This window comes from Paucibacter sp. DJ2R-2 (assembly GCF_025717675.1).
Lineage (GTDB): Bacteria > Pseudomonadota > Gammaproteobacteria > Burkholderiales > Burkholderiaceae_C > Paucibacter_A.
Map to the genome: position 1 here is coordinate 1002713 of NZ_JAJIRT010000001.1, position 23084 is coordinate 1025796.

At 67.1% G+C, this 23084-nt stretch carries 11 protein-coding genes; 7 read left to right on the plus strand and 4 right to left on the minus strand.

Annotated elements, in window-relative coordinates; translation table 11 throughout:
- Nucleotides 1-58 precede the first annotated feature (58 nt).
- The 3 genes from LNV28_RS25060 (at nt 59) to LNV28_RS04410 (ending at nt 4225) form a co-directional block, all read left to right on the plus strand.
- Nucleotides 59-1603, plus strand: a complete 1545-nt coding sequence (locus LNV28_RS25060) for a methyl-accepting chemotaxis protein (protein ID WP_318013824.1) — start codon at nt 59-61, stop codon at nt 1601-1603.
- A gap of 57 nt (nt 1604-1660) precedes the next feature.
- A complete protein-coding gene (ypfH, locus tag LNV28_RS04405; protein WP_263516309.1) occupies nt 1661-2377 on the plus strand; it encodes an esterase in 717 nt (238 codons plus the stop codon).
- A gap of 219 nt (nt 2378-2596) precedes the next feature.
- Nucleotides 2597-4225, plus strand: a complete 1629-nt coding sequence (locus LNV28_RS04410; protein WP_263516308.1) for an ankyrin repeat domain-containing protein — start codon at nt 2597-2599, stop codon at nt 4223-4225.
- A gap of 16 nt (nt 4226-4241) precedes the next feature.
- Here LNV28_RS04410 and LNV28_RS04415 read toward each other — a convergent pair whose 3' ends face one another.
- Both LNV28_RS04415 and LNV28_RS04420 read right to left on the minus strand, forming a co-directional pair.
- Nucleotides 4242-4661, minus strand: a complete 420-nt coding sequence (locus LNV28_RS04415; protein ID WP_411969902.1) for a GNAT family N-acetyltransferase — start codon at nt 4659-4661, stop codon at nt 4242-4244.
- Nucleotides 4658-7030 (minus strand): winged helix-turn-helix domain-containing protein, encoded by a 2373-nt coding sequence (locus LNV28_RS04420; RefSeq protein ID WP_263568738.1) that lies wholly within the window; start codon nt 7028-7030, stop codon nt 4658-4660. Before LNV28_RS04420 ends, LNV28_RS04415 begins: the two co-directional genes overlap by 4 nt.
- Before the next feature lie 391 nt (nt 7031-7421).
- Between LNV28_RS04420 and LNV28_RS04425 the strand changes: the two genes are divergently transcribed.
- From LNV28_RS04425 to LNV28_RS04440, 4 genes are read left to right on the plus strand one after another with little or no spacing between them, the layout of a single operon-like run.
- A complete protein-coding gene (locus LNV28_RS04425) occupies nt 7422-15962 on the plus strand; it encodes a PEP-CTERM sorting domain-containing protein (RefSeq protein ID WP_263516306.1) in 8541 nt (2846 codons plus the stop codon).
- On the plus strand, nt 15928-16800 hold the full coding sequence (locus LNV28_RS04430) for a PEP-CTERM sorting domain-containing protein (RefSeq protein WP_263568739.1): 873 nt from the start codon (nt 15928-15930) through the stop codon (nt 16798-16800). Before LNV28_RS04425 ends, LNV28_RS04430 begins: the two co-directional genes overlap by 35 nt.
- Before the next feature lie 27 nt (nt 16801-16827).
- Nucleotides 16828-17706, plus strand: a complete 879-nt coding sequence (locus tag LNV28_RS04435) for a hypothetical protein (RefSeq protein ID WP_263516304.1) — start codon at nt 16828-16830, stop codon at nt 17704-17706.
- A gap of 37 nt (nt 17707-17743) precedes the next feature.
- Nucleotides 17744-20455, plus strand: coding sequence for a DUF7453 family protein (locus LNV28_RS04440; RefSeq protein ID WP_263516303.1), 2712 nt, complete (start codon nt 17744-17746; stop codon nt 20453-20455).
- A 45-nt stretch (nt 20456-20500) separates the two neighbouring features.
- Here LNV28_RS04440 and LNV28_RS04445 read toward each other — a convergent pair whose 3' ends face one another.
- Nucleotides 20501-22204 carry a M14 family metallopeptidase gene (locus LNV28_RS04445; RefSeq protein WP_263516302.1) on the minus strand — a complete coding sequence of 568 codons (1704 nt, stop codon included), beginning with the start codon at nt 22202-22204 and terminating at the stop codon, nt 20501-20503.
- A 100-nt stretch (nt 22205-22304) separates the two neighbouring features.
- The gene (locus LNV28_RS04450; protein ID WP_263516301.1) at nt 22305-23078 is read right to left on the minus strand and encodes a LytR/AlgR family response regulator transcription factor; all 774 of its coding nucleotides are present in this window, start codon (nt 23076-23078) and stop codon (nt 22305-22307) included.
- Between the last annotated feature and the right edge of the window lie 6 nt (nt 23079-23084).

Consider the following 23084-nt stretch of genomic DNA (forward strand, 5'->3'; position numbering starts at 1 on the left):
GCCCATCTGCCACCCTTGAAGGCTGGCAGGTTTTTGAACGGCCCTCCGGAGCATGCGGATGAACTTACGCGATATGAAAATCGGCCCGCGCCTGGGCCTCGGCTTTGGCGCCATTCTGCTGGCCGCCATCGTGCTGCTGCTGGGGGCGCTGCTGAGCAATCGCTCCAGCAGAGCCACACTGCTGGAAACCCTGCAGCGCTCGGTCGCCCGCGAAGAGCTGGCATTCGAGATGCGCAACTCCCTGCTCAGCAGTGCTGTTGCGGTGCGCAATATGGGTCTGCAGACCGAAGTCAGTGGGGTACAGAAGGACGAGGCGGAAGCGAAAAAGCAACGTGCCGCCTACCTCGCCGCCAAGAGCAAGTTGGAGTCGGCCGAGCTTGTGGCCGAAGAGAAAGCCATCTTCGCCCGCCTGGCCGACATCGATCAGCAGATGGATGTGCAGTTCAAGGAAGCCGTTGATCTGGCGGCACAGTTCAACACCGAACAGGCGGCCAAGGTCATCACCAGCAAAATCGATCCCTTGCTCAACAAAGCGGTGGTCGAGCTGCTGGCCTTCATCGACCTGCAAAAGCAGCGTGGCAGCGAGGCGACCGCCCAAGCCAATGAGCGCAACGCAACCACCGTCGGTGTGATCAGCGTGGCCGGTGTGCTGGTCCTGGCCATGTCGGCCCTGATGGCCTGGCGCCTGACGGTCAGCATCACCCAACCGCTGCAAATAGCCCTGGGCGCCACCGCCCGCGTGGCCAACGGCGACCTGGTCAGCGAGATCGAGATCAGCGGCAAGGACGAGGCCGCGCAGTTGCTCGGTGGCCTGCGAGACATGCGCAACGGCCTGGCCCGTATGGTCAGCGAGGTCCGCAGCGGCGCCGAGAACATCTCCACCGGCGCCAGCGAAATCGCCAGCGGCAACTCCGATCTGTCTCAGCGCACCGAAAGCCAGGCCAGCAACCTAGAACAGACGGCCGCCTCGGTCGAGCAGCTCAGTGCCACGGTGAGAAATAACGCTGAAACTGCCCGCCAAGCCAATGCGATGGCCAGCTCAGCCAGCACGGCCGCGGTCAAGGGCGGCGAGGTGGTCGGTCAAGTCGTGGCAACGATGCAAGACATCAGCACCTCGTCGAAGAAGATCTCCGACATCATTGGTGTCATCGATGGCATCGCCTTCCAGACCAATATCCTGGCGCTCAATGCCGCGGTCGAAGCGGCACGGGCCGGCGAACAAGGGCGCGGCTTTGCTGTGGTCGCCAGCGAAGTGCGCAGCTTGGCCGGGCGCTCGGCCGAGGCCGCGCGTGAGATCAAGACCCTGATCGGCGCCAGCGTCGAACGCGTCGAAGTCGGCAGCCGACTGGTGGGCGCGGCCGGCGAATCGATGGGCGATATCGTCGACCAGGTCAAGCAAGTCGCCAGCCTCATCAACGAGATCAGCAGCTCCGCTCAGGAACAGACCAGCGGCATTGGCCAGATCAACCAGGCGATCACTCAGCTGGATCAGGTGACCCAACAGAACGCCGCCCTGGTCGAGGAAGCAGCGGCCGCCGCCGAAAGCCTGAACGGCCAAGCGGCGCGCATGGTGGAAGTGGTCAGCGTCTTCAAGCTTCGCTGAGTCGGAAGGGGCGGGGTCGGCAGGGGCGGGCTTTCAAGCCCAGCGACAATCCATGCCATGAGTACCCCCCAACGCTCCCAAGCCCTCGCCCTGCTGCCCGACAAAGGCCTGCCCGAGCTGCTGTTTCTGTTGCTGCACGGTGCCGGCGCCGACGCCGCGCAGATGCGGCCGCTGGCGCAGGCCCTGCGCGCCCAGTACCCGCAGGCGGCCGTGGTGTCCATCAACGGCCCCGAGGCCTTCGACCAGCCCTCCGGCAGCGCTCAATCTAGCAAGGGCCAGCAGTGGTACTCGCTGCAAGGCGCCAGCGATGACGACCACCCCGAGCGTGTGGCTGCCGCCCTGCCCGGCTTCGTCGCCACCGTGCGCGCCTGGGCTGAGCAGTTCGACATGGCCTGGGAACGCGTGGCCCTGGCCGGCTTTTCACAAGGCGCGGTAATGGCTCTGGAAGCAGTGCAAGCCGAGCCACAGCTGGCCGGCCGCGTGCTGGCCTTCTCGGGCGCCTATGCCCGCCCGCCCGCCCACGCGCCAGATCAGGTCAGCCTGCACATCCTGCACGGCCAACGCGACCCCGTGCTGCCCTACCAGGACCAGGTGACGGCCGCGCGCCGCCTGGTGCAGCTGGGCGCCGATGTCACCGCCGATGTGCTGCCTGACCTCGGCCACGAGTTGCACGCCGAGCTGATCGACCGCGCCATGGAACAGCTGCGCACCTTCGTGCCGGCACGGGTGTGGAAGGCGGCGATGGAGGCGGCCAAGGAACAAAAGCTGGACTAGCCAAAGCCAAGCACCACCGCGCGGCCATGCCGTTATGGCACACTCGAGGCCACAGCGCCTGCCGGGGCGCTGCTGGATCCGCAGGCAGGGCTGAGCCCACCCGGCAGGACGCGCGTGCTCAAAGACACGCCGCGTCCACAGCGCCACCAGCCATCCCCTGCCTTTGTGCGGCCTGAACACGCGGATCTCGGGCACTCATTCGCATGGAGGTGTCCCTTGATGACCCGTCACAACGGGGCTGCGCCGCAGCCCGTTCAACTTTCTCTTCCCGAAGCCGCCGATCTGCAGCAGCTGAAGCGCCGCGCGCGCGAACTGCTGCGCGCCTGGCGGGCCGGCGAGGCCGAAAGCCTGGCGCGCGCCGCGCCTCACCACCGGGCGGACCCGGCTACTCCGCCGCGCCTGAGCATGGCGCAGTTGGTGATCGCACGTGAAATGGGCTTCCCCAGCTGGCCAGCCCTGCAGCGTGCCGTCCATGCGCAGCTGGAGGCGCGCCAGCTCGACCAGACTGCCCTGCTCACACGCGCCCTGACCCTGGCCATCGGCCGCGGCTGGGACAGCCCGCAAGCGGAACGCGCACTGGCGCTCATGCAGCAGAAGCGGCCGATGAGCAGCGCCTGCCCGCCCGGTCTGCGCGCCGCGAGGGCCCTGGTTCAGGGCGATCTGGACGCAGTGGTCGCCCTGCCCGATGCCATGCAGCTGCTGCCGCCCTTCGCCGCGCCGGCCTTGGCGTACGTGTGCTTCTCCAGCCTGCATCGTCTCGGCGAACCTTGGGCCTCGGGCCTGCTGCGCTGTGCTCAGACCTTGCTCGCCCGCTGCCCCAGCGGCGCCTTGAGCGCCATGCACATGCCGGACCTGGAAGCCGGTGCTGCCGAGCCGACGCCGATTCGCCTGCCCCTGCTCTACGGCGCCATCAGCTGCGCGCGCAGCCCCGCGCTGGCCGCCGCCTTGCTGGCCGCGGGGGCGGAGCCCAACGATGGCGAGTCGCTGTACCACGCCTGCGAGGACCCCGACCGCGGCCGTGCGGCCGTGCAGATCCGCCAGTTGTGCGCCCACGGTGCGCGTTGGCAGGGCACGAATGCCTTGCTGCGCATGCTCGACTTCGAGGACCCGAGCGGCCTGGCCTTGGCACTGAGCCTGGGCGCTGATGTGAACGAGGCGGGGCCGCAGGGCGGCGCTGCCTTGCACCATGCGTTGCGCCGGGGTCGCTCCTTGGAATGCCTGCGCCTGTTGACATCTCAGGGGGCCGATCTCGCGGCCCGCGACGCCGAGGGCCGCACGCCTGCCACCCTGGCGGCCCTTCTGGGCGAGACCGAGGCACTCGCGCTGCTGGCGGCGCGAGGCGCGCAGCCAGAACTGCCCACGACAGGCGAGCGCTTCCTCGCCGCCTGCGCGGCCGCAGATGCGCGCACGGCTCGTGCCTTGCTCGATGACCAGCCCGAGCTGCTGCAAAGCTTGAGCGCGCAAGAGCTGCGCCTGCTGCCCGACCAGGCGCAACGCCGCGCCCGAGCCTCGGTGGCGCTGATGCTGTCGCTGGGCTGGCCGGTCGCAGTGCCCGGGGATTGGGATGCCAGCGCCCTGAACCAGGCCGCCTTCAACGGCGACGCGGCCCTGGTGCAGTTGCTGCTGGACCAAGGCGCGAGCTGGGAAGAAGTCAACGGCTTCGGTGGCGATGTGATGGGCAGTTGGCAGCATGCCGCCACGCATCTGCCGCAGCCTGGTGGCGACTACCTGGCCTCGCTGCAAGCCCTCTTGGCCGCCGGCGCGCCTCGGCCGAGCCCGGAGGAGCGCGAGGACTTGCCTGATGCGCTGCAGGTCTGGCTGGACGAAACCGACCCCGACGAGGCCTAGCCCGAAAGTTCAGCCTTCAGCCGCGCCGCCCCAGCCGCTCCATGGCCACCTCGGAGCGGCTGAAGCCGATCTGTTCGTAAAAGCCCGCGACGCCCTCGCGGCCGGCGCGCAGCACCCAGGTCATTTCCGGGCGATCGCCCATGGCTTGCTGAACCAGAGCGCGACCCACACCCCGCCCGCGCTGCGCTTCATCGACCACCAGCATGGAGATATAGCCATTGAAGATGCCGTCCGTGAGTGCGCGCAAAAAGCCGATCACGCGATCACCGTCTTCGCCGCGCTCCACCGCCACCAAGGCCAGCTGCGACTGGTTCAGCAAGCGAGCGAACAGCGCGGGGTCGGCCACGCGAGAGGCCCAGCCATTGGCGGACAAGAGGGCACGGGCGGCCTCGTGCTCGGCGGGCAGGATGGGACGGATGTGCAGGGTCGTACTCAAGTCAGCAGCCTTTGCCGCTGCAGGCGATTCGAGTCCTCGATACGGGCCAGCACCGCCTTGAACCGGGGCAATTCACGCAGGCTTTGCAGTGCCGGGTCTTGGGCCAACCACCAGCCCCGTCGCCAGCCCAGGCGCACCGCATCTTCCAGGGCAGCCAGCGCCGCATCAGGCTGGCTGCGCAGGGCAGCGATGCGGGCGCGGTGGTAGCCGGCGGCATGCCAGACGTTGCCTTGCTTGACATAACGATCGATGTAGGCGGCAGCCTGCGCGATGAAAGGCTCGGCCTTCTCGCCTTGGCCCGCGGCGCTGTAGATGGTGGCCACATCGAGCAGGATGTGCTGACCCTGGAAGCTCAACCAGTTGTTGTAGAGCGGCACGGGGTCGGCTTGCACCAGACCGATGACAGACTCCAGTGCCTTCAGGGCCAGGTCTTTCTGACCCAGCAGCAGGCGCAACAGGGCGGCATCGATGACAGCATCGCGCTCGCTGGCCGCTTCTGCGCTCGTGAGCCGCAGCGCTTGCTCCAGCGCCGCGCGATCACCAGCCTGCACAAACCGATAAGCGGCGGTCACTCGCGCTGAGGCCGGCGTGGCGCTCAAGGCTTGAGATTGGGCGAAGGCCTTGTGTGCGTCATCCGCCAGGCCGAGATCCAGATACAACCAGGCCAACTGCTGCCAGAGCGGCTCACGCTTGGCATCCAGCAGCAAAGCCTTGCGATAGCCGAGCACCGCATCGGCGAGTCGGCCACGCGCGAAACCGAGAATGCCCAAGCCCCAGTGCCCGTTGGCATGCTGTGGCGCCATGGCGATGGCGCGCCGATAGGCCTGCTCCGCAGCCTCATACTGCCCGGCATGGATGGCAGCCAGGCCGGCGCGATGCTGAATCTGCACCGCCAAAGGGCTCAGCTGCGCGGCCTTGCTGAAAAAGGGCTGGGCGCGGGCCGGCCAGCCGTCGTCACTCTCATTGCTGCCTGACCAGTTCAGCAGACTGGCGTCACTCGGTGCCTTTTCCAGGGCCTGACTCAACCAGCGCCGAGCTTCCTCGTGTTGGCTCAGATTGGCCTTGAGATGACCTTGCAGGCCCAGGGCCAGAGCTTGCTCGGGGTCCAGCTGCAAGGCGCGGTCGATCAAGGGCTGGGCGCGCGCATCCATGGTGCGAAAACCCAGGCCGCTACCGTAATGGAACTCGGCGATCCAAGTGGCAGCCTGGCCCACATAGGCCAAGGCGAAGCCGGGGTCAGCGTCGATGGCACGCTGGAAATAGGCGCGGGCCTTCAAGACGCCCTCGATCTGCGCGCTACGCTGGTGGTGCAAACCCAGCAGATACAGCTCATAGGCATCGGCCAGTGGCATGGGTGCCGCACTGACCGGCAGCGGAGCTACGCCCAGAGCCTGCAAGGCGGCATTGGCGGCGCTGAAGGCCAGACTGCCCAAGGCGGCGGCCTGGGATTCCAACACATGGTGCCAAAGCAGCTCGCTGTCAGCCGCCCGGTGCAGGCTGAGCTTGAGCTGCAGGCCCTGCTGCCAGCGCCGCAGCTCACCCCAGAGCACATGGGTCACGGCCAGTTGCTTGGCCTGCGGCGCCAGAGCCTGGGCGCTGCGGAACTGGAAGGAGGTGGAGCGCGCCGTCACCCGGATCTGCTGATGGCGAGACAGTGCGCCGATCACGCTTTCGGCCAGGCCGTCGGCCAGGGGCTGCTCCAGGTCCTTGGGCGAGACATCATCAAAAGGAAGGACGGCCAGGGTGATGTCACCGGCCGGCATGCGCGCAGCACGCTGCCAAGCCCACCATCCGCCTGCGCCGAGCAAGGCCGCCGCAGCGGCCGAGCCGCCGAGCAAAAGACGCCGGCTTGGGACGGATGGCGAGGTAGGGGCGGGGGAGGCAGGAGGGGTGGGCAGCACCAGCGGCGCCACAGCTTGATCGGTCGCGCGTCGCTTTGGTTCAGGCTCAGGCTGCAAGGGCGCTGATGTCGCCCCCGCAGCCGGGGCAGGAGTGGCAACAGCCACCACTTCGCTGACAGAGGCCACCAAGCGGTAACCCTTGCGCGGCACGGTGACGATATACCTCGGCTGACTCGCCTCATCGCCGAGCACGCTGCGCAGCTGTGAGATCGACTGGTACACCGAACTAGGGGTTACCACCAGGTCAGCCCAGACCTCGTCGAGCAGCTGATCCAGCGTCACTAGCTGCTGCGGCCGGCGCGCCAGCGCCATCAGCAAGCGCATCTTGCGCGGCTCCAGCTTGAGCACCTGCTCGCCCCGGCGCAGCTCGTCCAAGACCGGATCGGCCTGCCATTCGCCGATCTGCAGGGTCCGCTCAGCCAAGGAATCGACCTCTGCGCCCGGCGTTAAAGACTCGGCCCCGCTCATGAGAAGTTCCCGTAAACCATTGATTTCATTGAAAAATAAAACCTTGAGAGAAGCGCAAGAGTTCCATCAGGACTTATCGGGTGTGGCCGCCGACCATGGCGCCAAATTGACATCACACCAGGGAGCCCCGATGCGCAGCCAGCCGTCTCAGCCAGAGTTTCAAAGCCACACGCACGACCAGGGCGCCGCGCCGAGCGATTGTGCTGGAGGGCAGCACGAGGCTTGGGGCCCTCGCCCCCCTAACTTGAAGGTAGGCGGAGTCAGTCATTCTCGACCTTGCGTCCTCACTGGAGATCTCTCAAGACGGAGGCAAGCCGCTGCCACGACCCCAGCAAGGCAAGCCCAGGGCGCGAAGGCTGCGAAACCCAGGCTGACCCAAATCGCCCTTGCCTTGCTGCCCTTGCTGTACGTCGGCCACGCTCACACCGCCACCGTCACCTGGGTCGGCGGCTCCGAAGGGAGGTGGAATCTCCCATCCAACTGGAGCGGGAATGCCCTGCCCACGTCATTTGACGACGTGCGCCTTGGGTCGAGCAGCGTCATCATCGAAGGGCCGCAGGCAGCAGCCAGTCTGATCGGTACCGGCAGAGTGCGTATCAACCAATCCAGCGCCAGCTTGACGCTCGCCGGCCCGGCAGAGCTCGGCAGCTTGGAACTGGAACTGGGCAGTTTCAACAGCCAAGGCAGCACACGGATCAGCGGGCGCTTGCTGTGGGAGGAAGGCGTTTTGTCAGGCGCTGGCAGCACGCTCGTGCTGGGGCCATCCCAATTGGGGAGCGGCCTATTTGAGCGGCGCAGCCTCACTGGCGGACACACGCTGACCCTGGCGGGCAACACCGTTCAAGGCGGCAACCATGGCCAGGACATCAGCGGCGGCAGCCGCATCGTCAACCAAGCCACCTGGACAGATCAGGCGTCAGGCAACATCGATTTCGGATCCTTGCAGTCCAGCACAGGCCCGAGCAATCACTTCGACAACCAGGGCAGCTTCATCAAGTCAGCCGGTTTCACGACCACATTCATTGACGGTGTTGCGTTCAACAACAGCGGCCGAGTGGACGTGAACGCCGGCACCCTGCGCATCCTCGGCGGTGGCAGCAGCACCGGCAGCCTCAATGTGGCCGAAGGCGCCACCTTGGCCTTTGGCAACGGCAGCACCTTCGCCCTGGGCCCAGCCGTCACCAATGCCGGCGCCATGACGATCGAGGCCAATGTCCGCGCTGCGCAAGGGCTGCAACTGGCCGGCAACGTCGCCGTGAACTCGGGCGAGCTGAGCCTCGGTGCGGCCAGCAGTTTCGTCAATGTGAGCCTGAATCGCCTCGGCGCCATCACCTCGTCTGCGCCCCTGCTCGTGACTGGCAACTTGGACTTGACGGGCGGCTTCCTGAGCGGGTCTGGCACGACACGTTCGACCGGAGAGTTGCGGATTTCGGGCAGCGACAGCAAATTCCTCAACCTGTCCAACCTGGTCGCGGCCGGCAGCACCCGGCAGACGGGGACGGGGCGTGTGGCGATCGGTAGTCGCATTGAGAACTTGGGGACTTGGTCGGAGCAGGCGACGGGCAACAACCTGATCGACGGCATCGGCGGCAGCAGCAGCTTTGAAAACTCAGGCATCTTCAACAAAGACTCCGCCTTCATCACCACCCTGGGTGGCAATGGCCTGGTGTTCAACAACACCGGCACGGTGAATGTGAATGCCGGCACCTTGCGCATTGCCGGAGATGGCAGCAGCAGCGGCAGCTTCCATGTGGCTCAGGGCGCCAGCCTGGTCTTTGGCCCCGGGGCACCCGTGCTCAGCCAGATGTCCAACTACAGCCTGGGGCCGGCTCTGAGCAATGCCGGCACCGTGAAGATCGAATATGACGGCGTGGTGACCGCGGCCCAGGGCCTGCAACTCAGCGGCAGGACCGAGGTGGAGGGGCGCCTTCGCCTGGATGGCATCAGCAGTTTTGTCGACCTGAGCTTGGGCAGCTTTGGCAGCATCAACCAATCGGCCGCACAGCTCGTCACGGGCACCTTGAACTGGTCGGGCGGCGGCCTGAACGGCCCTGGCAGCACCCGCTCCACCGGCGTGCTCCAACTGGGCGCCAACTTCAAGCAGATGACTGGCGGCCATCTGCTGATCGCAGCCGGCACAACCCAGCAGACGGAGCGCGGCGCGATCCGCATGTTTGACACCTCGCGCATCCTGAACCTGGGCACATGGACGGACCAGGCCATTGCCGACACCTTCATCTCCGGCGGTCGCTTCGACAACGAAGGCGTCTTCAACAAAACCACGAACACCCACACCGTGCTGGGTGGCAACGACGGGGTGTTCAACAACAGCGGCAGCGTCAACGTCAACGCCGGCACCCTGCGCATCTTCGGCGGCGGCAGCAGCACCGGCAGCATCCAGGTGGCTGAAGGCGCCACCTTGGCCTTTGGCAACAGCCCCGCCTTCGCCCTGGGCCCAGCCTTCACCAATGCCGGCGCCGTGACGATCGACGGCAATGTCGGCGCTGCGCAAGGGCTGCAGCTGGCCGGAAACGTCGCCGTGAACTCGGGCGAGCTGAGCCTCGGTGCGGCCAGCAGCTTCGTCAATTTGAGCCTGAATGGCTTGGGCGCTGTCAGCTCGTCTGCGCCCCTGCTCGTGACCGGCCACTTGGATTTGACCGGCGGCTTTTTGAACGGCTCCGGCACGACACGTTCGACCGGAGAGTTGCGGATTTCGGGCAGCGACAGCAAATTCCTCAACCTGTCCAATCTGGTCGTGGCCGGCAGCACCCGGCAGACGGGCACGGGGCGTGTGGCGATCGGGGGCGCTGTTCAGAACTTGGGGACTTGGTCGGAGCAGGCGACGGGCAACAACCTGATCGACGGCATCGGCGGCAGCAGCAGCTTTGAAAACTCAGGCATCTTCAACAAAGACTCCGCCTTCATCACCACCCTGGGTGGCAATGGCCTGGTGTTCAACAACACCGGCACGGTGAATGTGAATGCCGGCACCTTGCGCATTGCCGGAGATGGCAGCAGCAGCGGCAGCTTCCATGTGGCTCAGGGCGCCAGCCTGGTCTTTGGCCCCGGGGCACCCGTGCTCAGCCAGATGTCCAACTACAGCCTGGGGCCGGCTCTGAGCAATGCCGGCACCGTGAAGATCGAATATGACGGCGTGGTGACCGCGGCCCAGGGCCTGCAACTCAGCGGCAGGACCGAGGTGGAGGGGCGCCTTCGCCTGGATGGCATCAGCAGTTTTGTCGACCTGAGCTTGGGCAGCTTTGGCAGCATCAACCAATCGGCCGCACAGCTCGTCACGGGCACCTTGAACTGGTCGGGCGGCGGCCTGAACGGCCCTGGCAGCACCCGCTCCACCGGCGTGCTCCAACTGGGCGCCAACTTCAAGCAGATGACTGGCGGCCATCTGCTGATCGCAGCCGGCACAACCCAGCAGACGGAGCGCGGCGCGATCCGCATGTTTGACACCTCGCGCATCCTGAACCTGGGCACATGGACGGACCAGGCCATTGCCGACACCTTCATCTCCGGCGGTCGCTTCGACAACGAAGGCGTCTTCAACAAAACCACGAACACCCGCACCGTGCTGGGTGGCAACGACGGGGTGTTCAACAACAGCGGCACCATCCATATTCAAGCCGGCAAGCTGCACCTGTTCAACGGTTTCAACAACCAGGGCCTGATCCAGATCGCCAGCGGCGCCACGCTGCACGGCGAGCACGCCAGCTTTGCCAATGCCGGCACCCTGGCCGGCTCGGGCACCGTGCGCGCTTTGGACACCCTCTCCAACACCGGCATCCTGGCCCCCGGCGGGGTCGGCCAAATCGGCCAGTTGCAGGTGGCGGGCAACTTGGCGACCCGCGGCAGCTTGCAGGTCGAGCTGGGCCGCAGCAGCGCCGACGTTCTGGCGATCAGTGGCAATGCGGACTTGGGCGGCACGCTGAATTTCTCCGTGCTCAGTGGCCAGCGCCTCGCGCGGGGCAGCAGCTTCACCGTCGTGAGCTGGGGCCAGCGCAGCGCCGGTAGCGAGTTCGCCAGCCTGGACTTCTCCCAGGCTTCGGGCTACCGCTTTGCCACGGCCTACGGCGCGACCGGCCTGGACGTGACCGTCACGGCCGTGCCCTTCAACTGGACCGGCCCGGCCAGCGGCGGCTTCTGGGACGTGACACAAAACTGGAACGACGGCATCGATGGCCGGCCCCAGGCAGGCGACACGGTACTGCTGGGCAGCGCCAACACCGTGATCCGCTCCGTCCAGCCCATGCAGGCCGCCACGGTCACGGGCACGGGTCTGCTGACCATCAATTCAGGCGGCACTCTCGATCTGAGCGACAGCGCCAGCCTGGGCCGCCTGAACCTCAGCGGCAGCTTGAACAACGCCGGTCGCGTGGTCGTCGTTGGGGGCAGCACCCTGAGCGGCGCCATCCTCAGCGGTGCCGGCACCACGCGCTATGAAGGCGCGCTCAACATCTCGGGCAACCGGTCGCTCCTGGGCAGCGGACACACCCTCGAACTGGCGGGCACTACCACCGTGCAGGGGAACACCATCACTGGCCTGTCCGTTGGCTCCGGTGGGCGCATCGTCAACCAAGGATCATGGGTGGAGGCCGCCAGCGGCAACACCAGTTGGAGCGGCAACGGCGGCGCCAGCGTCTTTGACAACCAGGGCAGCTTCACCAAGACCAGCAACACCACCACGACCATCGGCAGCTTTGGCCTGACCTTCAACAACAGCGGTAGCGTCAACGTCGATGCCGGCACCTTGAGCCTGGTCGGCGGCGGCGCCAGCACCGGGCAGATTGACATCGCCAGCGGCGCCACGCTGGACTTCGCCGGCAGCGCCACTTACAACCTGAACCGCGCTGTGAACAACGCCGGCACCTTCCAGGTCCGTGGCGGCATCGTCAACGCGCAGGACGGCCTGGCGCTGGGCGGCAGCACCGTCATCAGCGGCGGCCAGCTCAATCTGAGCGGCAGCAGCCAGTTCGACAGCTTCAACTTCGCCGGCGGCACGCTCAACAACAATGGCACGCTGGTGGTGAGCGGCCCCACGATCTGGGGCGGCAGCACGCTCACTGGCAGTGGCAACACCCGACTGGAAGGCCCGCTGAGCCTGGAAAGCTCCCGTATCACAGTCTCCGCCGGCACCCTGGTGCTGGCCGGCACCACCAGCCAAACCGGCACCGGGGGCATCAACACCAACGGCGCCGGCGCTCGCATCATCAATGAAGGCAGCTGGATTGAGCAGGCGAATGGCGCGCTGAGCATGGGCGGGGCTGGGGCCACCCACTTCGACAACCCCGGCAGCTTCAGCAAAACCAGCGCCTTCACCACCACCATCGGCAGCTCCGGGCTGGCCTTCAACAACACCGGCACGGTCAAGGTCGATGCCGGCACGCTGGCCCTGGTGGGCGGCGGCAACAGCCCCGGCCAGTTCAAGGTGGCCGCTGGCAGTACGCTGCAGTTCGGTGGCGGCACGATGGCGCTGGGCAAGGCGGTCAGCAATGCCGGCACCGTGCGGGTCAGCAACGGCATCGTCAACGCGGCCGATGGTCTGGTGTTGGGGGGCAGCACGGTCATCAGCGGTGGCACGCTGAATCTGGGCGGCAGCAGCCAGTTCGAACGCTTCGATTTCGTCGGCGGCGGCAGTCTCAACAACAGCGGCAGCCTCGTCGTCACCGGGCCGACCACCTGGGGCGGAAGCGTGTTCAGCGGCACAGGCAGCACAAGGCTGCAAGGGCCCCTGAGCCTGGTTGGTGCGTCCAGCAACACGATCACCAGCGGCACCCTGGTGCTGGCCGGCACCACCACCCAAACCGGCACCGGCAATGTCAACACTTCCGGCGGGCGCCTTGTCAACGAAGGCGTCTGGCTGGAGCAGGCGACGGGCAACACCAGCCTCGGTGGCGGCGGCGCTGCCAGCTTCGAGAACACCGGGCGCTTCAGCAAGACCAGCGCTTTCACCACGGCCATCGGCAGCTTTGGCACCGCGTTCAAGAACACCGGCACAGTGGACGTGCAGGCCGGCAAGCTGCAAGTGTTTTCGGGCTTCAACAACCAAGGCCTGTTGACGATCGCTGCGGGCGCGGAGCTGCACGGCACCAGCAGCGCCTTCACCAACGCCGGTACCCTGGCCGGCGCTGGCACGGTGCGCGCGGCCGACCGCCTCAGCAACACCGGCACCCTGGCCCCCGGTGGTGTCGGCCAAGTGGGCCAGCTGCAAGTCCTGGGCAATCTGACCACCAGCGGCAGCTTGCAGGTCGAGCTGGGCCGCAGCAGCGCCGACGTTCTGGCGATCAGTGGCAATGCGGACTTGGGCGGCACCTTGAATTTCTCCGTGCTCAGCGGCCAGCGCCTCGCGCGGGGCAGCAGCTTCACCGTCGTGAGCTGGGGCCAGCGCAGCGCCGGCAGCGAGTTCGCCAGCCTGGACTTCTCCCAGGCTTCGGGCTACCGCTTTGCCACGGCCTACGGCGCGACCGGCCTGGACGTGACCGTCACGGCCGTGCCCTTCAACTGGACCGGCCCGGCCAGCGGCGGCTTCTGGGACGTGACACAAAACTGGAACGACGGCATCGATGGCAGGCCGCAAGCGGGCGACACGGTGCTGCTGGGCGGTGCCGACACGCGCCTGCGCACGACCCAGGCGGTGGGCGAGATCACCGGCACCGGCACGCTGAGCCTGGACGGCGGCAGCCACCTGATCCTGAGCGGCAGCAGCAGTGGCCGTGTTGGCGGCCTGGCGCTGCTGCAGGGCGAACTGAGCAACCAAGGCCGCTTGGTGGCCAGCGGCGACAGCAGCTGGGTCGGCACCCTCTTGCGCGGCAGCGGCGGCGTCACCCGCGTGGAAGGCAACCTGGCCATCGCGGGCCCCAACTTTGATGGCACGCCGACCCTGCTCGACAAGCACACGCTGGAGATGGCAGGCACCACCACCTTCACCGGCCGGCGCGGCCTCTCCATCGGCCAGGGCTCAAGCCTGGTGAACGAGGGCACTTGGTTGGACAAGGCCAGCGCCAACGTCAACTTCGGTAACTTCAACGGCGGTGCGAACGGTGTCTTCCTCAACCAGGGCACCTACATCAAGGCCTCGGCCTTCACCACCGAGATCGGCAACGGCCTGAATCTGCATAACACCGGCACGGTCAAGGTCGAAAGTGGCCTGCTGCGGATCAGCGGCGCCGACAGCAGATCCACCGGGCATCTCGACATCGCTGCGGGCGCTGAGCTCAGCCTGGTGAGCAATGACGCCACGCTGGGCGGCAGCGTGTTGAACGAAGGCACGCTGAGCCTGGACGGCGGCGTGCTCGCCATCGCAAGCGACCTGCTCGTGCAGGGCAGCGGCCTGACGCGAGTGAAAAGCATCGTCAACAACGACAACGCCTTGCGCATCGCCGGCAGCGTCGACTGGCATGAGTCGACCTTGCGCGGCAGCGGCAGCACCCGCATGGACGGCACTGTCATGCTGGTCGGCGACCGCAGCCGTGGCGTGCTCGGCGGGCAGACCGTGGAGCTGGCGGGCACCACCCGGCAGGTCGGAACGGGCGGCTTCAGCATTGGCCAAGGCGCGCGAGTGCGCAATCTGGGCACCTGGTTGGACGAGGCCCCGGGCAATGTGAGCATCGGCAACTTCAACGGCGGCGCGGCCGGCAGCTTCGACAACGTCGGCACCTTCACCAAGAACTCGGCCTTCGTCACCAACATCGGCAATGGCCTGGTGCTGAACAACACCGGCGCGATCAACATCAACGCCGGCACCTTGCGCATCAGCGGCGACGCCAGCCTCACGGCCGGGCAAATCCAGATCGCCAGTGGCGCCATGCTCGACCTGGCCAGCGGCAGCATCGCACTCAAGGGCACGGTTCAGAACGCGGGCAGCTTGGCCCTGAATGGCGCCACGGTGTTGGTCGCGGACAGTGCCACCGTGCAAGGCGGCCTGACAACGCTCAACAGCAGCACGGTCCACAACACCGGCCGACTCGTGCTGAGCGGCAACACCGACTGGCTCATCGCCAACCTGGCCGGCAGTGGCAGCACGCGGATGGAGGGCGCCGTCACGCTGTCGGGCAGCAACGGCCGCGGCTTGACCGGCGGCCATACGCTGGAGTTGGCCGGCAGCACCACGCAGACGGGCACCGGCAGCCTCAACACCGGGGGCGGAGCGCGCGTGCTCAACCTCGGCAGCTGGATCGAGGCGGCGAACGGCAACGTCAGCTTGGGCAACTTCGCCGGCGGTGCGCTCAGTCGTTTCGACAACGTCGGCAGCTTCACCAAGACCTCGGCCTTCATCACCGACATCGGCAACGGCCTGGTGTTGAACAACACCGGCAACATCAAGGTCAACGCCGGCACGCTGCGCATCAGCCAGACCTTCAACAACCAAGGCCAGCTGAACGTGGCGGCCGGCGCGGAAGTTGCCAGCGCCGTCGTGGACTTTGCCAACGCCGGCACCCTGGCCGGCGACGGCACGGTGCGCATGGTCAACGCGTTCTCCAGCCTGAGCAACACCGGCATCTTGGCGGCTGGCGGCCTGAACGACGCGGGCACGCTGAGCCTCGTGGGCGGCCTGACGCAGGAAACCAGCGGCATCTTTCTGGTCGACCTGGGCAGCACGGCGGCCGGCGGCTTTGATGTGCTGACCGTCAGCGGCGCGGCCTCGCTGACCGGCACTCTCGCCGTCAATCTGCTGGACGGCGCGCACTTCAATGTGGGCGACAGCTTCACCGTGATGACCTGGAACCAGCGCCTGAACAACAGCCAATTCGCCAGCCTGGACCTGACGCAGGCCGGCGGCTACGACTTCGCGACCGAGTACGGCGCCAACAGCCTGACGCTGCGGGTGACAACGGCCGTGCCCGAGCCGGGCAGCTGGGCGCTGATGGCGCTGGGCCTGCTGGGGCTGGGTGCATGGCAGCGCCGTCGTCGCGCCGCGCCTTGAACGAGCCCGCGCGCTGCCCGCCTTCGCGACACCAACCCGCACCCCCATGACCTTGACTTCACTGCGCAACATGCCACACCCACTGATGCACCGAAACCTGATCCGCCTTGCCTTCGCCGCCTTGACGCTCGGAGGCTACAGCCTTCAGGCTGCGCCCGTTATCTACACCGTGCAGGGACACTTCACCGGCACCAGCACAGACGACCCGGCACTGATCGCCGCCCTCTCGCCGCTGCTCGGTGCGGGCCAGGCGATCAGTCTCACGGTGAGTATCGAAACCACAACCGCAGCCTCGGGCCGAGATGGGCTTGGCGCCACCATCTACCCGGCCGTCACGGCCACCAGTGCGCGCTTTGCCGGCTTCGACGATGCCATCAGCGAGTTGGGCTGCGCCCGCCCCTCCGACCTCATCTGCAGCCTCCACGTGCGCGATGGTGCGGGCGGCTTTTTGGACCCAGATCAGGTGTCGCTCTTCCCGGCCTTCCTGACCAGCCGGGCTTTGGAGAGGGCCAGCGGCTTCGGGCGAGGCTTCAGCCTGCAGCTGATGATGTTCTTCAACGATTTTTCGGGCAACGCGTTCACCAGCGATACGCCGAGCCTTGACCTCAGCACGCTCAGCCCGAGCGGCTGGAGGGGCGAGTTCGGGGTGTTCTCGATCAAGCCCGAGGGCGGCTTTGATCGCGCGAGCTTCAGATTCAACGTCGACAGCATCCGGCAAGGCATGCCGGACAACGGGCATCAGCTGCCTGAACCCGGCCCGTTGGCCTTGCTGGCCATCGCGGCCGCAGGCGCAGCCCTGGCCTCGCGCCGGCGCACACCGGCGCGCCGACCCAACTGACGCGCGCGGCATTGCACGGAGCCCGCCATGTCCAAAGCCCTCGACGATTTGTTGACCCAGCTGCCGCAATGGCTGGGCAAGTTCACGCAATGCCTGACCCACCCCAGCCAGGTGCTGAACGAACACCTGACCATGGCCACCGCGCCCCAGGGGGAAGGCAAGCCCGAGGCCAAGCCGGTGCCAGACGGGGTGAGCTTTCTCATCCTGTCCTTCGCAGTGGCGGCGGGCGTGAGCATCGCGTTTCCGGTGCCCAGCATGGCGCCGCTGGCGGCAGGCCAGGCCGAGGGCGCATTGACGCAAAGCGCGGCGGTGCTGCGCAATCTGTTCGTCTTCCTGGGCGCCGCCGCCCTGCTACATGGCGGCAGCAAGCTGTTGGGCAACCGGCAGGCCTTTGCCGGCTTCTTCGGCGCGGTGGCGCGCTTCGGCGGCGCCACGCTGGTGCTGCTGGCCCTGGCCGGCGCCTTGACCAATGTCGGCATGGCCGACCCGGTGGTGGCACGCAACTGGCAGCAACTGCGCCAGGTGGCCGAGCCGATGGGCCCGGGGGCCAAAGCCTTGCTGTGCATGGTCGACCCCAAGACCGGCCAACTGCCAGCAGGGATGCCCGCCAACAGCATCCCGCTGCCCAAGCCCGAGGAATTGGCCCAAGCCCAGGCCCTGTTCCTCGACACCATGACCCGGCCGATGTTCCTGATCGCCGCCGGCCTGGAAACCGCCGGCCTGTTCGCCTTGAGCCTGTGGCTGGGCTGGGTGTGGTGGCGCTATCTGCGCGTCAGCGGCCTCAGCCAGGCCCGTGCCCTGGCCGCCAGCGCCGTCGGCAGCGCCGGGCTGGGCGGCGGCTACCTGCTGCTAACGCTGATCGACAGCGGTCAGATGAGCTCACAGCTGATGCAGACCTGCACATGAACACCCCCCCGACTCGAACACCCCTTTTGGAGACTCCATGAAAGCGTTCACCCTCAAACACACCGCCCTTGCCTTGGCGCTCGCGCTGGCCAGCGCCCAGGGTGCTTGGGCCGGCACCAGCACAGTGGCGCTCACCGGCAGCGCCGCGCCTGGTACGGGCAACGGGGTGAGCTTCGCCAGCCTCAGCACGCCGCAGCTCAACGCCGCCGGCCAGGTGGCGTTCTTGGCCACGCTCAGCGGGGCTGGCGTCAGCGGCAGCAACGATGGCGGCATTTGGCGCGACGGGACCCTGCTCGTGCGTAAGGGCAGCGCAGCCCCCGGCGCGGGCAGCGGGGTGAGCTTGTCCACCTTGAGTTCGATGCAGCTCAACGCAGCCGGCCAGGTCACGTACTCGGCTCTTCTCAGCGGCACGAACATCACGCCGGATAAGAACGACAGCAGCCTCTGGCTCGGCAGCAAGCTGATCGCCCAGACCGGCAGAGCGGCTCCCGGCACAGGCAGCGGCGTGAGCTTCGCTTTCCTGGGCGGCGGGATGCTTAACTCGGCGGGTCAAGTGGCCTACCGGGCTCAGCTCAGCGGCACTGGCGTCAACACGAGCAATGATTTCGGCATATGGCGTGACAACAGCATGATCGTGCGCGAAGGCAGCGCAGCACCAGGCACAGGCAGCGGTGTGAACTTCGCCGTCGCGATCCTTTCAGATTTCAACGCGGCGGGTCAGGTGGCCTACCAGGCTAACCTCACTGGCAGCTCGCTGAACGATTCCAGCATCTGGCGAGACAGTGACTTGATCGCCCGCGAAGGCAACGCGGCCCCCGGCACCGTCGCCGGCGTGAGCTTTGGCAACCTAACGTCGACTCGGCTTAACGCGGCCGGCCAAGTGGCCTTCCGGGCTGGACTCACCGGCACAGGTGTGAACTCCTTCAACAATGACAGCATCTGGCGTGGCAGCAGCTTGATCGCTCGAACAGGAGACGCCGCCCCCGGCACGGGCACCGGAGTGAGCTTCGCGGAATTTGCCGGCATCAGCGACCCACTGAAATTGAATGCAGCGGGCCAAGTGGCATTCATGGCGACTCTGAGAGGCGATGGCGTTTCCGAGAGCAACGAGCGCGGCATTTGGCGCGACGACAAGCTGATCGCCCGCACAGGCGACGCTGCACCAGGCACCGCCACCTTCAAGTCCTTGTCGGCGCACCAGCTCAATGCCGGTGGCCAGGTGGCCTTCAGAGCCACCCTTGACGGGGTAGGCAGCACCGGCCATTACCTGGGAGACGGCCAGGAGATCATTCAGGTCGCTCGCACGGGCGACGCGCTCGCGGGCTCCACCATCAGCTCACTGGCACCCTTCGGCGTGAGCTTCAACGACAAAGCCCAACTCGCTTACCAGGCCACCCTGGCCGACGGGCGCAGCGGCGTGTTCTTGTTCACCCCCACGCTGCACTGGCGCAGCAGCACCGGCGGCAGCTGGGACGACGCCGCCAAATGGACACTGGGCCTGAACCCGGGCGATGTGTATGACGTGGCCCTTGATGCAGCCAACAGCCTGCGCATCACCGGCCCCACCGGCGCGGTGATGCTGAAGTCCCTGCAAGTCGGCACCGGCGCCGGCCTGGTGACGCTGCAGATGGCCGGCGGCTCCTTCGACGCGGCGGACCCCGTGGTGATCGGCCCGCGCGGCGTCCTGACCGGCACAGGCAGCTTCTCGCGCCTGGTGATCAACCAGGGCACGGTGCAGGCCGAGCGTCTGGTGATGAGCGAGAGCCTGAGCAACGCCGGCCTGCTGCGCGGCGTGGCCGGTGGCCCGCGCCAAGGCGCAGGCCTGGAGGCCGACCTGCTCAACCAAGCCAGCGGCCGCGTGCTGGTGCAGCCCGGCGAAACCCTGCAGCTGCGCGGCGCCAGCCACCGCAATCTGGGCGTGTTCGAGATCAACCAGGGCCGGCTGGAAATGGCGGGCAGCCTGCTCAACGGCAGCGGCGGCCTGATCGACCTGAACGGCGCCACCGCCCTGGCCAGCGGCGCCTGGAGCAATGCCGCCGGCGCGCGCATCCTTCTGGGCAACGCCCGGCTGACGGTCAGCGGCGGGCTCAGCAATTCAGGCCAGCTGCTGGTCACTTCGGGCGATAGCGATGTGTTCGGCGACCTGAGCAACGAGAAGGGCGGGCAGATCATCTTGTCGGGCCAGGGCAGCACCACCTTCTACGACGCCGTGGAGCTGCAGGCGAACAGCGAGCTGCGCACTTCGGCCGGCGCCACCGCCGTGTTCTTCGGCGCCGTGGCGCAGCGCAGCGGCGCCTTGCTCAGCGGCACAGGGCACAAATACTTCGAAGGCGGCTTCAGCGTCGGCAACTCACCCGGCCTGGGCGAGGACGGCGGCGATGTCAGCTTTGGCGCCGCCAACGTCTATCTCGCCGAGATCGGTGGCACCGAGCTGGGAAGCAGTTATGACCACTACCGCGTGGCCGGCACGCTGACCCTGGGCGGCACGCTCAAGCTCGCCTCCTTCGCCGGCTTCAGCGGCCAGGCGGGGCAGAGCTTCGACCTGTTCGACTGGGGCAGCTTGCAGGGCCAGTTCAGCAATATCGACAGCAGCGGCCTGCTGCTGGCCGAAGGCACGCAGCTCGATTTGTCGCGCCTCTACCTCGACGGCGTGATCGGCGTGACGGCCGTGCCCGAGCCCTCGCAATGGGCTTTGATGCTGCTGGGCGGCGTGAGCTTGCTGTCCTGGCGCCGGCGCCCGTTGCGCTGAGCCAAGCCGCCGCCAGCCAAGCGGCCGACTTGGCGGTGAACGATGTCAGTCGAGCACGACTTCCGTGCGCACCGTGCCCGCCCGATCGGCGCTGGCGGTAAGCGCCAGCCGCGTGCCCTTGGGCGCGCGCACCACCCACTCGCCGATGGCGCGGTCGGCGGTCAGCTCGCGGCTGGCCAGGAAGGCGAGCTGCGAGCTCTTGGGCGCATGGCCTTCCAGCTGCGGGCCTTCCATGCGCTCCTTGCCACTGACCAGGCTGACCGTGGCATCGCCGGGCGGCAGGTGGATCTCGAACATCACGCCGCGCACCACTTTGCGCTCCAAGGCGCGTTGGGTCACATAAGCCGGCAGATAGCCGCTGTTGGCTACTGCCAGGCGGATGCGCCAGCTGTCGGGGCCGAGCGCGCGCACTTCGGTGCGCAGCAGCTCCAGCTTGGGCAGGCTGAGCGCGATCTGGTTCATCCAGGCCGGGAAGCGCGCGGCCTCGCGCTCGCGCAGGGCGGGCGGCGGGTTGCGCCAGTAGTTCATCTTGTCCCAGCCGCCGATCTCGACCTGGCCCAGCTGCGGGTGCAGAAAGGGCTTCCAGTCCACATGGGCCAGGCCACCGCATTGCTCGTCGCTCCATTTGAGCAGTTTGAGGTCGTCCTCCACGGGGTGGTCGCGGTACCAGTCGATCCACTTGTAGCCCTCAATGCCGGCTTCCTTGTTGGGCGACCAGAGCTCAACCACCCAGAACAAGGCGCCCAGGTGTTCGTAGACCCAGTCCTGCGTGCCGGTGATGACATCCTTGGGGTGGTACTTGAAGTCGTGCCAGATGCTGACGGCGGGGTAGCCGCTGAGCTTTTCGCCCAGAGCCGAGAAGCGTTTGTAGCTCCACAGGTCCTCGGGGATCATGTCCTCGTCGCTCTGCGAACCCATGGGCCGCAGGATCACGCCGCTGTGGGTGTGGAAGCTGATGGCCGCGCCGATGTTCGGGTGGCTGCTGATGAACTCCACCATGGCCCGCACCTCGGGTTCGCTGGTCGGGAAGGGGCCGGCGCCCAGCTGCTTGTACTCCTGCCGCCATTCGCTGGGGAAGTTGCGGTTCAGGTCCAGGCCTTCGCGGTCCTTGTTGACGGTGACGGTCAGGCCGTCGTGGTTCTTGATGAAACCCTCGGGGATCAGGCGGTAGTAGTCGCCGCCGAACTCGCCGGGCTCGCGCGCCACCATCAGGCGCGGCTCGGTCGGGTGTTTTTTGTAGGTGCCATGCGGGTCGGGCACGCGCATGCTGAGGATGCGGCCGTCGCCGTCCACGTCTTCGGGCGTCAGGCCGTCGACCGGGTGCTCGTCATAGGGATAGGGCCGGGTGCTGGAGCGGATGTGGCGGGGCCGGTCGGCCAGGGCCAGCTCGGCGCCGTCGGGATTCAGGCGCGGCACCATATAGATGACCCGGCTGTCGAGCAGGTAGGTGATCTGCGGGTCAACCGCAAAACCGCTGAGCAGCTGGTGCAGGTAGTACAGGCAGGTGGTCGAGGCGGTCAGCTCGGCGGCGTGGATGTTGCCGTCCAGCCAGAAGGCGGGCTTGTCGATGTCGGCGCCGCTGGCGGTGTTGGTCAGCACCAGCACCCAGATGTCGCGGCCTTCATGGCTGCGGCCGATGGAGCGCACCGAGACCAGATTGGGCCGCGCTTCGGCGTAGGCGAACAGCAGCTCGGTGAGGGCGTCGTAGCGGTAGAACTGGTCGAATCGGGGGGTGGGCAAGGCGGCCATGGCTGATCGTGGGTGTGCGGGTGCGGCTCATTGTGCCGAAAGCGCGCGACCCATGCCCCCAGGGCTGACCCTGCCACAGCATTCCGCTTCGCCCGGTGCCTCACTGCCCCTTGAACAAACCCTGAAACTGGCGCGACACCGGCAGCTTTTCCTCGCGGCCCTTGAGCGTGATGTGCATGGAGTTTTCATCCACGCGCACGGCGCTGGCGATGTGGCGGCTGTTGACCAGCACGCTGCGGTGCACCTGCCAGAACAGTTCCGTGTCCAAGGTGGTCAGCAGTTCCTTGAGCGGGGTGCGGATCAAGGCCTCGCCGCCGTCGAAGACGACCCGGGTGTAGCGGTTGTCGCTCTCGAAATAGACCACGTCCTCGGGCGCGATCAGCTTGATCTCGCGGCCCAGCGAGGCCTGGATGGGCTTGGGCTTGGGTGCCGCTACGGCCGGCAGCAGCTGCCGGAGCAAGGCGTTCAGGTCAGGGCCGCTGCCACCCTCTTTCTGCAGCCGGGTCTTGAGCCGCTCAATCGCCTGGCCCAGGCGGGTGTCGTCCACCGGCTTCATCACATAGTCGACCGCGCCGGCATCAAAAGCCGACAGCGCATGGTCGCCAAAGGCGGTGACGAAGACCACCTGCGGCGGGCTGGCGGTGGCGGCCATGCGGCGGGCCACTTCGATGCCGGTCAGGCCCGGCATGCGGATGTCCAGAAAGCAGACTTGCGGCTCATGGGCCAGGAAATCATCCCAGGCATCGACGCCATGCTCGCTGGCGGCGACGATCTGCAGCTCGGGCCAGAGCCGCTGCAGGGCGGCGCGCAGCTGCTCGCGCGGGCCTTCTTCGTCGTCAGCGATCAGGGCGGTGATGGGCTTGAGGGTGTTCATGGGCAT